The organism is Sphingomonas sp. BAUL-RG-20F-R05-02 (assembly GCF_022662305.1).
Classification (GTDB): Bacteria; Pseudomonadota; Alphaproteobacteria; order Sphingomonadales; family Sphingomonadaceae; genus Sphingomonas.
Genome location: NZ_JAKNQH010000007.1, coordinates 98258 through 111685 on the forward strand (window position 1 = coordinate 98258; position 13428 = coordinate 111685).

A 13428-nucleotide genomic window follows, 5' to 3' on the forward strand; every position below is an offset into this window, starting at 1 on the left:
TGTTGGCATTTCGGGGACGGCGGCATAAGCCCCGGCTTCCACGTGCCAATCACCTCCACATCCTTTTAGATTCTTCTTTATAGTAAGAGGTAGACCGTCCTTGAGCCCCGAGACCATCCGTTGAAGCCCTTACTCGCGACGTTACGGGGGTGGCGACAGCCGGTGCCGCCGGTGTGGCTCATGCGGCAGGCCGGGCGTTACCTTCCGGAGTATCGTGCGCTGCGAGCGGAGAAGGGCGGCTTCCTCGCACTCGCCACCGATCCTGAAGCCGCCGCGGAGGTGACGGTGCAACCGATCCGCCGTTTCGGCTTCGATGGGGCGATCCTGTTCTCCGACATCCTGATGGTGCCGGCAGCCCTCGGCCAAACGCTGACCTTCGGGGTGGGGGAGGGGCCGGCGCTCAGCCCGCCACTGGTCGATCACGCGCTTGAGGCGCTGACCGCGAACCCGGGCTTCCTAGATCCGGTGTACGAAACGGTGCGGCGGGTGGCGGCAGCCCTGCCGGCCGAGACGACGTTCCTCGGCTTCGCGGGAAGCCCCTGGACGGTCGCTACCTATATGGTCGCGGGGCGCGGCAGTCGCGACCAGAGCGAGACGCGGCGGTTTGCCTATGCCGATCCGGTGCGCTTCGCGGCGATCGTCGATGCTATCGTGGAGTCGACCGTCGAATACCTCTCGGCGCAGATCGAAGCCGGGGTGGAGGCGGTGCAGTTGTTCGACTCTTGGGCCGGCTCGCTCGCACCCGCACAGTTCGAACGTTGGGTGATCGCCCCCAATGCGGCGATCGTCAGCGCCTTGCACGCGCGCTACCCGCATGTCCCGGTAATCGGCTTCCCCAAGGGCGCGGGCGGCAAGCTGCCCGCCTATGCGCGCGAGACCGGGGTCGATGCGGTCGGCGTGGACGAGACGGTCGATCCGCACTGGGCGGCCACGCACCTGCCCGCCGACATGCCGGTGCAGGGCAATCTTGATCCGCTCGCGCTGATTGCCGGCGGCGAGACGCTGGAGAGTGCCGTCGCAAACGTGCTTGAGGCGTTTGCGGATCGGCCCCATATCTTCAACCTCGGGCACGGTATCCTTCAGGATACGCCGATTGCCCATGTCGAGCGCTTGCTGGCGCTGGTTCGGAGCGCGCGATGAATTTCCTCGGCAACGCCTATCCCTGGGTCAAGGCAGCGCACCTGATCTTCGTGATCTTCTGGATGGCGGGCTTGTTCATGCTGCCACGCTATCTGGTCTATCATCAGGAGGCGCTCGGACAGCCCGAGGAAGCCGCCCGCTGGGTCGAACGCGAGGGCAAGCTGCGATCGATCATTCTCACCCCGGCGATGGTGCTGGTGTGGCTGCTGGGGCTGCTGCTGGCGGCGAACGCAGGGTTGTTCAAGGGTGCGCCCGGGCTGGGCTGGCTGCACGCCAAGCTTGCGCTGGTGGTGATCCTGACAGGCTATCACGGCTGGGCGGTAGGCTATGCCAAGAAGCTGGCGCGTGGACAGGCGACGCTGGCGGGGCGCACATTGCGCATGGTCAACGAGGTTCCCGCGATCCTCGTCACGCTGATCGTCATTCTGGTGATCGTCCAGCCGTTCTGACTTGACTTGCGGCAAGGCGGGACCTAGCTCTGCGTGGCATGTCGCTGCGCAGCGCCGTCCTGGCGTTCGTTTTACGGCATCCTCCCTGCAGCATCGTCGTGCGATCCTCGCCGACCGACGCGTACCCATCCAGCACATCCTGCGGACACGCCCCCATGCATCTCAAAGACCTAAAGAACAAAAAACCCGCCGAACTGGTCGAGATGGCGGAAGGCCTCGGCATCGAGGGCGCCTCGACGCTGCGCAAGCAGGATCTGATGTTCGCGATCCTCAAGGTCGCCGCCGAAAATGGCGAGCAGATCATGGGGCTGGGTACGATCGAGGTGCTGCCGGATGGCTTCGGTTTCCTGCGCTCGCCCGAGGCGAATTACCTAGCCGGGCCGGATGATATCTATGTGTCGCCCAACCAGGTGCGGAAGTTCGGCCTGCGCACCGGTGACACGGTCGAGGCGGAAATTCGCGGGCCGAAGGACGGCGAACGCTATTTCGCGCTGGTGAAGCTCACCGCGGTCAATTTCGACGATCCCGATGCGGTCCGCCACCGCGTCAATTTCGACAACCTCACGCCGCTGTACCCCGAACAGAAGCTGACGCTCGATCCCGCCGATCCGACGATGAAGGACAAGTCGGCGCGGGTGATCGACATCGTGTCGCCGCAGGGCAAGGGTCAGCGCACGCTGATCGTCGCGCCGCCGCGCGTCGGCAAGACGGTGATGCTCCAGAACATCGCGAAGGCGATCACCGACAATCACCCGGAAGTGTTCCTGATCGTGCTGCTGATCGACGAGCGGCCCGAGGAAGTCACCGACATGCAACGTTCGGTGAAGGGTGAGGTGGTGTCGTCGACCTTCGACGAACCCGCCACCCGCCACGTCCAGGTCGCCGAGATGGTGATCGAAAAGGCCAAGCGGCTGGTCGAGCACAAAAAGGACGTGGTGATCCTGCTTGACTCGATTACCCGTCTCGGCCGCGCCTACAACACGGTGGTGCCGTCGTCGGGCAAGGTGCTGACCGGTGGTGTCGACGCGAACGCACTCCAGCGCCCGAAGCGCTTCTTCGGTGCGGCGCGCAACATCGAGGAGGGCGGCTCGCTTTCGATCATCGCGACTGCGCTGATCGATACCGGCAGCCGCATGGACGAGGTAATCTTCGAAGAGTTCAAGGGCACCGGTAACTCCGAAATCGTGCTCGACCGCAAGGTCGCGGACAAGCGCATCTTCCCGGCGCTCGACGTCGGCAAGTCCGGCACGCGCAAGGAGGAGCTGCTGGTCGATCAGGGCAAGCTGTCCAAGATGTGGGTGCTGCGCCGTATCCTCATGCAGATGGGCACGATCGATTCGATGGAGTTCCTACTCGACAAGATGAAGAACTCGAAGACCAACGAGGATTTCTTCGACAGCATGAACCAGTGATCGAATGCGGCCTGCGCCATGCGGGCGCAGGACTCGCGTCGATCCGGCCGGCGGTGCACCGCACCGACCGACGGCAGCGCGGGCTGTGCCCGCGCTTTTTTTTACGCGCTCAAAGCAGCCGCGAGCCACTACCCTCGAAGTTCAGCAACCACCGCTTGGTCGCCACCCCGTCGCCAGCCGAATACGCTCCCAGCGACCCGTCCGCATTGGTCACCCGATGACACGGCACGATGATCGGCAGCGGGTTGCGCGCACACGCCTGCCCGATCGCGCGCGCACCGGTGCCGATCGTCCGCGCCAGCGCCCCGTAACTGAGCGTCTCGCCAAACCGCACCGCGACCATCGCCGCCCGCATCTCTTCCCCACGCGGGGAGGGCGACACCGCCAACGGCAGATCAAATACCGTTAGCCTACCCGCAAAATATGCCGCGATTTGCGCGGCGCCATCCGCCAGCGCACCTGACCCCGCGACCCGCTCACCCGAATCTGCTTCGATCATCACGCGCTCGATCACGTCGGGCGTGCCGATCAGCCGCACCACGCCGATGGGCGTTGCGATCCGGGCGAAGTCGCGCGCATACATGGCGCGACTATGGAGCCGTCAATTCCGACGCTCAAGCCAAGGACGCGGCGATGAAGATCAATGTCGAGGTCGATTGCACCCCGGAAGAAGCGCGCCGCGTGATGGGCCTGCCGGATTTCACGCCGGTGCATGACAAATATATCGAGATGCTGACTCAGTCGATGGACGGCGTGGTATCGCCTGACGTGATGGAAAACATGATGCGGAGCTGGGCGCCGGTCAACGACGCGGGCATGAGCTTCTGGCGCAAGATGTTCGAAGGTGCGTCGTCCAAACCATGATGGATACGATTTTCGCGGTTTCCAGTGGTGTTGCACCGGCGGCCATTTCGATCCTCCGGATCAGCGGCACGCAGGCGCTCGCAGCCGCCACACAGCTGGCCGGCTCGCTGCCATCGCCACGCAATGCCCGCGTACGATCGCTGCGCGATCCCTCTACCGGTATATTGCTCGATCGTGGATTGGTCCTGGTGTTTCCGGGACCGAACAGTGCAACCGGCGAGGATCTGGTCGAACTGCACATCCACGGTGGCCGTGCGACGCAGCGTGCGCTCGAGGATACGCTGGCGAGCATCCAGGGTCTGCGACCTGCCGAACCGGGCGAGTTCACCCGCCGAGCGTTGGCACACGGCCGCATCGATCTGACTGAGGCGGAAGGGCTGGGCGATCTCCTTAGCGCCGAAACCGAACAGCAACGTCGTGCGGCATTGCGCTTGTCGGAAGGTGGTCTCCGTCAGCGTATCGAGGGCTGGAACGACCGACTGCTCGCGCTTGCCGCCGGGATCGAGGCAGCGCTCGACTTCTCGGATGAGGACGATGTTCCGGCCGAGGTCACACAGTCTTCGGGGCAGATTATGGTCGTGTTGGCCGACGAACTTGCGGCACTCGTCGCTGCGGCGTCGGTCGAACGCTTGCGCGACGGTATCCGTGTCGTGATTGCCGGTCCCCCAAACAGCGGCAAGTCGACGCTCATCAACCGTCTGGTCGGGCGCGACGTGGCGATCGTCTCGCCGATCGCGGGGACGACGCGCGACCGGATCGAAGCGCCTGTCGTTCGCGCCGGGATCGCGTTCGTGCTGACCGATACCGCAGGTCTGCGTGATGCCGACGCGGATCAGATCGAACGGATCGGGATCGAACGAGCGGAGGCTGCGATCGCTGGAGCCGATATCGTGATCTGGCTCGACGATGCGGCACCTTCGATAGAACACGCGCTGTGGCTGCATGGCCGATCTGATCTGCCCGGACGGGAGGACATGCCAGATGGACCGGCGTTTTCGGTATCGGCGCATAGCGGCGTGGGGATCGAGCAGCTCTGGGATGTGCTTGGTCAACGGGCTGCGGAGATCGGCGGCGTTTCAGACGATATGGCGATCAACGCCCGACAGCGGAAACTCCTCGCACAAGCAGAGGTGGTACTGCGCGAGGGGGCGGGCGAGCAGGATATCCTGTTGCGAGCAGAGGCGATCCGCAGCGCCCGGCTTGCCTTCGACGCGATTACGGGACGTGCCAATGTCGAGGCGGTGCTCGACACCCTGTTCGGCCGATTTTGCATCGGCAAATGAGCGTTCCACGTGGAACGCTTTGACTTGCCCGCTACTCCGGCATAGCGAAGCGGCATGAGCAGATTTGACGTGATCGTCATCGGTGGCGGCCATGCCGGGACCGAAGCCGCCGCTGCGGCTGCGCGGCGTGGTGCGCGTACCGCGCTGGTAAGTTTCGATCCGACTAAGATCGGCGCGATGTCCTGTAACCCCGCGATTGGCGGATTGGGCAAAGGCCATCTGGTCCGCGAAGTCGATGCGTTCGACGGGTTGATTGCCCGTGCGGCCGACGCGGCGGGGCTGCATTACCGCATGCTCAACCGCAGCAAAGGGCTGGCGGTGCAGGGGCCACGCGTTCAGGCCGATCGGCGGCGCTATGCCGCGGCGATTCAGCACATGCTGGCGGAGCAACCTAACCTTACGATTGTTGCCGGCGAAGCCGCTGCGCTTGTTACTCAAGGGAACCGCGTCACCGGGGTGGTTCTAGGTGACGATACCTCCCTTGTCGCGCATTCGGTCGTTTTGGCAACCGGCACGTTCCTCGGCGGGAAGATCTTCCGCGGCGAAGAGCGCGCCACGGGGGGCCGTATCGATGAAGGTGCAGCTAGCCTTTTGGCTGAGCAGCTTCGTGGCGCCGGCCTACCGATGGCACGCCTGAAAACTGGTACGCCGCCGCGTCTCGATGGTCGCACGATCGACTGGGCGAGGCTCGACGAGCAGCCAAGCGACGCCGAACCTTGGACAATGTCGCCGCTCACCACCTCGCGCGTTCTGCCGCAACTGCACTGTGCGATCACGCGGACCAACACGACGACCCACGACATTATCCGCGCGGGCCTAGATCGCTCACCATTGTTTGGCGGCGCGATTGCAGGAGCGGGACCACGCTATTGCCCCTCGATCGAGGACAAGATCCATCGCTTTGGCGATCGCGAGGGCCATCAGATTTTCCTGGAGCCGGAGGGTTTGGATGATCCCGTCATCTATCCCAATGGCATTTCGACATCTCTTCCTCTCGACGTACAAACCGCGCTGATCGCGTCGATCGTGGGGCTGGAGCGAGCGCGTATCCTGACGCCAGGCTATGCGGTAGAATATGATTACGTCGACCCCCGCGCGCTCGCGCCGACCCTCGAGTTGCGCGCGATCTCCGGTGTGTTTTGCTGTGGGCAGATCAACGGCACCACCGGCTATGAGGAAGCAGCGGGGCAGGGTCTGCTCGCCGGGATTAACGCAGCCGCACACGCACTGGAGCTTGCGCCCGTCGTGCTGGATCGCGCGAGCAGCTACCTTGGCGTGATGATCGACGATCTTGTACTGCAAGGTGTGACAGAGCCGTACCGAATGTTGACCGCGCGTGCGGAGTATCGGCTACGATTGCGAGCGGACAATGCCGAGACGCGGTTGAACCCGATTGCGGCTGCTGCAGGGTGTCTTGGTGCGGCGCGGCTAAGACGCATGCGTCAACGTGAAGAAGCGCGTGGCGAGATTATGGAGCGTTTAGAGCAACCGGCATCGCCTGCGGATCTCATTGCACGCGGCGCTCCTCTCGGCGACGGGCCGCACAAGCGTTCCGGCGCAGAATGGCTACGCATCGCGGGCGTGACCGTCGAACATGTCGCGGCGGACCTCCTCACCGGTACTGATGCGGACCTGTTGGGGGAGGTTATCGAGGACGTGCGGTATGCGCCTTACCTCGCACGGCAGGAGCAGGAAGTCGCGCAAGTCCGGCAAAACGACACCGTCAGCCTCGCTGGCGATCTGGATTATGCCGTGATCCCGGGGTTATCGAACGAGATGGTAGAGCGCTTGAGTAAAGCCTGTCCGGCAACCTTAGGACAGGCCAGCAGACTGCGCGGGATCACACCGGCTGCGCTCGCCGCGATCCTGTTGCACGCGCGCGGGCGGCAGGCAGCATGACGGAAGAGGAAGCACGGGACTGGATCGTACAGCGGTTCGGTTCGACGGCACAGCATCAGATGGAGCGGTTGGTCGCGCTTGTCGAAGCGGAGGCTGGGCAACAAAACCTAGTCGCGCGTTCGACTCTGGAGACGATCTGGGCTCGGCATATCGTAGACTCAGCGCAGTTGATTGGCTTCGCGGAAGGGCAGTCTGGGACGTGGCTCGATATCGGCAGCGGCGCCGGCTTCCCCGGATTGGTTGTAGCAGCACTGACAGACCGGCCCGTGCTGCTCGTCGAACCGCGCAAGCGTCGTGTCGCGTTCCTGCAAGAGACAGCGCAAAGTCTAGGCCTCGAAAGCCGGGTCACGGTGATCGCCAGCAAAGTTGAAACCGTCCGTGAACGCGCAACGGTGATCTCCGCCCGTGCCGTTGCGCCGCTGATCGATCTGTTTGGCGCGGCATCATACTGTGCTGCCCCAGACACTCTATGGTTGCTGCCAAAAGGCCAGTCGGCGCGTGAAGAGGTGGCAATCGCCCGGCATGCATGGCATGGAGCGTTTCACGTGGAACAGAGCCTTACCAACACAGAATCTCTGATCGTGGTAGCACGAGGAGTGGCGCGTCGATGCAAGTCATAACGGTCGCCAACCAAAAAGGTGGTGTGGGTAAAACGACCACCGCAATCAATCTTGGTACCGCGCTCGCCGCGACGGGCAAGCGCGTATTGCTGATCGATATCGATCCGCAGGGTAACGCGTCGACCGGGCTCGGCGTCGGCCGGAACGAGCGTGAGTGCTCGATCTACGATGTCCTGCTGGGCGAGGTGCCGCTGCAAAAAGCGGTGATCGGCACCTGTGTTCCTGGTCTTGATCTCGTGCCCGCTACCGTCGATCTCTCCGGCGCGGAGATCGAGTTGGTCGAGTATGAAGAGCGCACCCACCGGCTCAGCCGCGCGATCAGTCGTTCGGATCAGCGCTGGGACGTGGTGCTGATCGACTGTCCGCCATCGTTGGGCCTGCTCACGCTGAATGCGATGGTAGCTTCGAATTCGCTGCTCGTGCCGTTGCAGTGCGAGTTCTTCGCGTTGGAGGGGTTAAGCCAGTTGCTCAACACGGTCGAACGTATCCGGGAGCGGTTCAACCCTGGTCTGTCGATCATCGGCGTTGCGCTCACCATGTATGATCGCCGCAACCGGCTTACCGAGCAGGTTTCAGCGGACGTGCGCGCTGTGCTTGGCCGCGTCGTTTTCGACACCGTCATCCCGCGTAACGTGCGCTTGTCCGAGGCACCCAGTCATGGTTTGCCCGCACTGATCTATGATTTCCGCTGTTCAGGATCGGAGGCCTATATCGCGCTTGCTCGTGAGTTGCTGACGCGTTTGCCCGACTCCTTCACACCTGACCACTCGACCAAAGCGGCGGCATGAACGACAGCACCACACCGATCAGCCGTCCCAAAGGTCGATCAGGCCTAGGGCGCGGTCTAGGCGCCCTAATGGGCGAGATGACGCGCGAGCAACCGGTCGGCGCGAGCCAACCGGTCGCGCAAGGCGTGCGCATGCTCCCGGTGGGGTCGATTGCACCGCACCCGGGCCAGCCGCGTCGTCACTTCAAGGAAGAGGCACTGGACGAACTGGCAGAGTCGATCGGTGCACGCGGATTGATTCAACCGATCGTCGTGCGACCGCATGGCACAGGATACCAGATCGTTGCGGGCGAACGCCGTTGGCGCGCTGCGCAACGTGCACGGCTGCACGAAGTCCCGGTGATCGTGCGTGACTTCAGCGACACCGAGACGCTGGAAGTCGCGCTGATCGAAAACATCCAGCGCCAGGATCTCAATGCGATCGAAGAAGCGGAGGCGTATCAGCGCCTGCTTGCCGACTTCGGCCACACGCAAGAAGCGCTCGGCAAGATCGTGCACAAGTCGCGCAGCCATATCGCCAATCTGCTGCGCCTGCTGGAACTGCCGAAGCCGGTGCAGGATCGTGTCGTCGATGGCGCGATCAGCATGGGCCATGCCCGCGCACTGATCGGCGCGCCGGACGTTGAGGCGCTGGCCGACCAGGTTGTCGCCAAAGGGCTGTCGGTCCGAGATACCGAGAAGCTCGCGCGGACGGTCAAGCCTGAAACCGCGCGGGTACGTGGTCACGGTAGCGGCGAGCGCGATGCCGATCTCAGCGCGCTGGAGCATCAGCTTGGCGATCTGCTCGGGCTGTCGGTGCGGATCGCTTATGGTGCCAAGGGAGGTTCGTTGACGCTCGGCTTCTCGACTCTCGATCAACTCGACATGCTGTGCCAGCGCCTCAGCGGCGAGCGGATCTGACGTTCAACGTTGCCGGGCCGCCATCCGCGCGATGACGGTCATCGCAGCATCGGCGACCACGTTTCCGGGATTATTCGGCGACATGATCGCACGCTCGGCTTGGCGGATCCGCTCGATCGCGTCGCTGATCCGGGCAGTATCCCACAGCCGTAGCGCACGTGTCGTGCTAGCCCGCTCGCGGAAGAACACGCGCTCGATCAGCGCCTTCGGGTCTGCACCCGCGTCGATGTCCGCCTGCATCTCGGCTAGCGCGATCAGGCGCCGGGTGAGTTGCCGCAACACCGGGATCGGCGATACGCCCGCTTCCGCGAGGCCGGCGAGTTCGTCCGCGAGCGTGTCGGGATGACCGTCGAGCGCAGCCTCGATCGCGCGCGACATCTCGCTGTCGCCGAGATTGGCGCCGACTGCGTCCAGTGCGGCATCGTCCAGTTCGCGTGGCCGCTCCGGTGCCGCGTCAAGATACAACGCAAGCTTTTCCAGCTCACGTGTCATCACGGCGCGATCGCCACCGCTTGCCGCTGCGAGCCTTGCAGCGGTGCCGCCGGTCGTTCGCAGGCCATGCTCACGCGCGATCGCGGTCGCGAGACGGTCGGCATCGCCACCTTCTGGCAGGTAGCAGGCCAGACACATCGCGCGTTGGTGGGCGAGTGCAAGCTTGACGACTTTGGCCGTGGCCTTGAGCGTGGGGGCGAGCACCACCACCGGGTTGCCGCTCCGATCAGCGTCTAGGAGCAACGTCAGCGCTTCTAGGCTTTCCTCGCCCGCGCCGGCGACGCGGATATGACGTGCGCCGCCGAACAACGACAGCGCTGCCGCCTCATCGGCAAGTAGTCCGGGGTTGCTGCGCAGTTGGGCGGGTTCGAGATCGATCCGCTCGGCTTCCGGGCCAAGCGCCCGTCCGAGCCGCGCCGCCAACTCGCGTGCGCCGGACTCGTCGGGTCCATGGAAGAGATACAAGCGAACGTCGGGACTAGCCGCATCGATGGCGGTGCGTATCTGGTTGGCGTTTGCCTTCACGGCTCGGACGCGGGCGCGTGTTCGGCGTATAGCGCGACGCGCGACACAATCTGATCTGCGACGATGGCCGAGAGGTTTTCCAAAGCCGTGTTTTCGGCCGCGATCGTGGCATATTCGGAATTGACCACGTCGATGCCCGCATCCGATCCGGCTGTCGCGTCCAACACCACGGTACCTTTGGCAAGCTCGACCAGTTGATAGCGCGCCCGCAGCGTGCGCCGTTCACGCGACACGCTGTCATCGCTCCGCACGCCCAGGCCGATGATCTTGTCGTCGAGGCGGACCTCAAGCCGGTACAGCGGGGCCTCGCCATTTGCCGCCAGCTTATCGCGTAGCGCATTGGACATCAGCCAGCCGGACTTGCCTGCGATCGGCGCGACTTCGACACGGGTCAGCATCGTCGCGACGGCCCCGCTGCTGCCGCCGGAGTACAGCGGATGGAGCCCGCACCCTGGCAGCGCCAGCGCAAGCAACAGAGCGGCGGCACGCACCCTCATGCGACGAGGTTCACGAGGCGGTCAGGCACGACGATGACCTTGCGCGGCTCCTTGCCTTCCAAAAAGGCGATTACCTTTTCGGATCCGCGTGCCATTGCCTCCAGCGTTGCCTTGTCGGCGCCCTTGGCGGCGGTGAGCGTGTCGCGCAGCTTGCCGTTGACCTGAATGGCGATCGTCACCTCTTCCTCGACAAGCAGGGCAGGGTCGACTTCCGGCCAGGCGGCGTCGGCGATCAGCCCATCCTGTCCTGCCATCGACCACAGTTCCTCCGCGATATGCGGCGTCATCGGCGCGACCAGCCGGAGCATGGTCATCGCGGCATTCTGCCGATCGGGCGATGCGGGTGCCTTCTCGATCGCATTCGCCAGTGTGTAGAGCGCAGCCACCGCCTTGTTGAACTGCAGCCCCTCGATCGCTTTGGCGACCGCATCGGTGGTGCGGTGGACCAGCCGGCGCAGCGGCATGTCGGTATCGCTCACCGCTTCCGTTGACGTGCCGTCGTTCTCGAACAACCGCCAGACCCGTTGCACGAACCGCCACGAGCCTTCGATACCGGCCTCACTCCATTCGAGGTCGCGCTCGGGCGGAGAGTCGGACAGCACGAACCAGCGCACCGCATCGGCGCCATACTGATCGACGATCTCAGTCGGGTCGACGGTGTTCTTCTTCGACTTCGACATCTTTTCGACGCGACCGACGATCACATCCTCGCCGGTGTCCGTAACGAAGGCGCTGCCGTCCGCACGCCGTGAAATCGCCGACGGTTCGAAGTACGTTGGCCGTTCGTGCTCTTGGCCGCGCTGGTAGTAACTCGCGTGCGTCACCATGCCTTGCGTGAACAATCCGGCAAACGGCTCGGCGATGTCGAGCATGCCGATATGCTTAAGCGCGCGCGTCCAGAACCGTGCGTAGAGCAGGTGGAGAATGGCATGCTCCACCCCGCCGATATATTGCGCGACCGGCAGCCACTTTTCCGCCGCCGCCCGGTCGAACGGCTTGTCACCCGGCTGGCTGGCGAAACGGATGAAGTACCACGACGAATCGACGAACGTGTCGAGCGTATCGGTCTCCCGCCGCGCATCACCGCCGCAAGACGGGCAGGGGACATGCTTCCAGGTCGGATGGCGATCGAGTGGATTCCCGGGGATGTCGAAGCTGACGTCCTCGGGCAGCACCACCGGCAACTGTTCGCGCGGCACCGGCACCGCGCCACAGGCATCGCAGTGGATAATCGGGATCGGCGTGCCCCAGTAGCGCTGACGGCTGACGCCCCAGTCGCGCAAGCGGAACACGGTCGACCCTGTGCCCCAGCCTTCGGCCTCGGCACGCTGGATAACAGCGCGCTTGGCATCCTCGATCTCAAGCCCGTCGAGGAACTGCGAGTTCACCAGCGTGCCCGGCCCGGTATATGCTGTGTCGCCGACGAACACCGGATCGGTGTCGTCACCCTCCGCCACGACGCGGCGCACCGGAAGATTGTATTTGCGCGCGAAATCGAGATCGCGCTGGTCGTGCGCGGGCACGCCGAACACCGCGCCGGTGCCATAGTCCATCAGAACGAAGTTGGCGATGTAGACCGGCACCTGCCAGTTTGGGTCGAACGGATGAGTCGCGGTCAGCCCGGTGTCGAAGCCGAGCTTCTCCTGCGTTTCCAGTTCGGCGGCGGTGGTACCACCCTGTTTGCACCGCTCGATGAATGCGGTGACCTCAGAATTTCCGGCGCTTAGCTTCTGCGCGATCGGGTGATCCGCCGCCACCGCGACGAAACTCGCGCCGAACATCGTATCGGGCCGGGTGGTGAACACCGCGACCTGTTCGCCGTCGCTTAGGTTCCACGTGAAACGTAACCCCTGGCTCTTGCCGATCCAGTTCTCCTGCATCAGTTTGACCTTGTCGGGCCAGTGCTCAAGCTCACCCAGACCGGCGAGCAGCTCGTCGGCGAAGTCGGTGATCTTCAGGAACCACTGCGACAGCTTGCGCCGCTCGACCAAAGCACCAGAGCGCCAGCCGCGTCCGTCGATCACCTGTTCGTTAGCGAGCACGGTCATGTCGACCGGGTCCCAGTTGACCGACGATTCCTTGCGATAGACGAGATCGTGCGCGAACAGATCCAAGAATAGTGCCTGTTCCTGCCCGTAATATTCAGGATCGCAGGTCGCGAACTCGCGGCTCCAGTCGAGCGCGAAGCCGAGCCGCTTCAACTGCGCCTTCATCGTCGCGATGTTGTCGCGGGTCCAGCCGCCGGGGTGGACGTGCTTCTCCATCGCCGCGTTTTCGGCGGGCATGCCGAACGCGTCCCAGCCCATCGGGTGAAGCACTTCGTGGCCCGTCATCCGCCGGAAGCGCGCCAGCACGTCGCCCATTGTATAGTTGCGGACGTGCCCCATGTGGATTTTCCCCGAAGGATAGGGAAACATCTCAAGCACATAGCTACGCGGCTTAGAGGAATCGTCGCGCGCGGCGAAGGTACGGTGCTGGTCCCACGCCGCCTGCCACGCCGCGTCCGACTTCAGGCTGTTGAAGCGTGACATGATGGTATTGGTACTCCGCTAGGGGCGGT

13 protein-coding genes are annotated in these 13428 nt (G+C 64.0%); 9 read left to right on the top strand and 4 right to left on the bottom strand.

What is annotated here, in order from left to right:
- The first annotated feature begins 120 nt into the window (after positions 1-120).
- The 3 genes from hemE (at position 121) to rho (ending at position 3001) form a co-directional block, all read left to right on the top strand.
- The gene (gene hemE / locus L8F97_RS15375) at positions 121-1140 is read left to right on the top strand and encodes a uroporphyrinogen decarboxylase (RefSeq protein WP_277925005.1); all 1020 of its coding nucleotides are present in this window, start codon (positions 121-123) and stop codon (positions 1138-1140) included.
- On the top strand, positions 1137-1589 hold the full coding sequence (locus L8F97_RS15380) for a CopD family protein (protein ID WP_242152068.1): 453 nt from the start codon (positions 1137-1139) through the stop codon (positions 1587-1589). Before hemE ends, L8F97_RS15380 begins: the two co-directional genes overlap by 4 nt.
- A gap of 155 nt (positions 1590-1744) precedes the next feature.
- The gene (gene rho / locus L8F97_RS15385) at positions 1745-3001 is read left to right on the top strand and encodes a transcription termination factor Rho (RefSeq protein WP_242152071.1); all 1257 of its coding nucleotides are present in this window, start codon (positions 1745-1747) and stop codon (positions 2999-3001) included.
- Between the two features lie 109 nt (positions 3002-3110).
- On the opposite strand, the gene L8F97_RS15390 is transcribed toward rho, so the two are convergent.
- Positions 3111-3584, bottom strand: a complete 474-nt coding sequence (locus L8F97_RS15390) for a methylated-DNA--[protein]-cysteine S-methyltransferase (RefSeq protein WP_242152073.1) — start codon at positions 3582-3584, stop codon at positions 3111-3113.
- 50 nt (positions 3585-3634) lie between these two features.
- Between L8F97_RS15390 and L8F97_RS15395 the strand changes: the two genes are divergently transcribed.
- From L8F97_RS15395 to L8F97_RS15420, 6 genes are read left to right on the top strand one after another with little or no spacing between them, the layout of a single operon-like run.
- The gene (locus tag L8F97_RS15395; protein WP_242152076.1) at positions 3635-3865 is read left to right on the top strand and encodes a DUF6489 family protein; all 231 of its coding nucleotides are present in this window, start codon (positions 3635-3637) and stop codon (positions 3863-3865) included.
- Positions 3862-5148 carry a tRNA uridine-5-carboxymethylaminomethyl(34) synthesis GTPase MnmE gene (mnmE, locus tag L8F97_RS15400; protein ID WP_242152078.1) on the top strand — a complete coding sequence of 429 codons (1287 nt, stop codon included), beginning with the start codon at positions 3862-3864 and terminating at the stop codon, positions 5146-5148. The genes L8F97_RS15395 and mnmE overlap by 4 nt, the downstream gene beginning before the upstream one ends.
- Before the next feature lie 54 nt (positions 5149-5202).
- Positions 5203-7047, top strand: a complete 1845-nt coding sequence (gene mnmG / locus L8F97_RS15405) for a tRNA uridine-5-carboxymethylaminomethyl(34) synthesis enzyme MnmG (protein WP_242152081.1) — start codon at positions 5203-5205, stop codon at positions 7045-7047.
- Positions 7044-7667, top strand: a complete 624-nt coding sequence (locus tag L8F97_RS15410; RefSeq protein ID WP_242152084.1) for a 16S rRNA (guanine(527)-N(7))-methyltransferase RsmG — start codon at positions 7044-7046, stop codon at positions 7665-7667. The genes mnmG and L8F97_RS15410 overlap by 4 nt, the downstream gene beginning before the upstream one ends.
- Entirely contained in the window at positions 7655-8455 is an 801-nt protein-coding gene (locus L8F97_RS15415; RefSeq protein ID WP_242152331.1) for a ParA family protein, read from the top strand. Before L8F97_RS15410 ends, L8F97_RS15415 begins: the two co-directional genes overlap by 13 nt.
- Entirely contained in the window at positions 8452-9354 is a 903-nt protein-coding gene (locus L8F97_RS15420; protein ID WP_242152087.1) for a ParB/RepB/Spo0J family partition protein, read from the top strand. The genes L8F97_RS15415 and L8F97_RS15420 overlap by 4 nt, the downstream gene beginning before the upstream one ends.
- 3 nt (positions 9355-9357) lie before the next feature.
- Here L8F97_RS15420 and holA read toward each other — a convergent pair whose 3' ends face one another.
- Genes holA through leuS form a run of 3 tightly spaced genes read right to left on the bottom strand, consistent with a single transcriptional unit; the run spans position 9358 to position 13402 of the window.
- On the bottom strand, positions 9358-10371 hold the full coding sequence (gene holA / locus L8F97_RS15425; protein ID WP_242152090.1) for a DNA polymerase III subunit delta: 1014 nt from the start codon (positions 10369-10371) through the stop codon (positions 9358-9360).
- A complete protein-coding gene (gene lptE, locus L8F97_RS15430) occupies positions 10368-10868 on the bottom strand; it encodes an LPS assembly lipoprotein LptE (protein ID WP_242152093.1) in 501 nt (166 codons plus the stop codon). Before lptE ends, holA begins: the two co-directional genes overlap by 4 nt.
- Positions 10865-13402 carry a leucine--tRNA ligase gene (gene leuS / locus L8F97_RS15435; RefSeq protein WP_242152334.1) on the bottom strand — a complete coding sequence of 846 codons (2538 nt, stop codon included), beginning with the start codon at positions 13400-13402 and terminating at the stop codon, positions 10865-10867. Before leuS ends, lptE begins: the two co-directional genes overlap by 4 nt.
- Positions 13403-13428 lie beyond the last annotated feature (26 nt).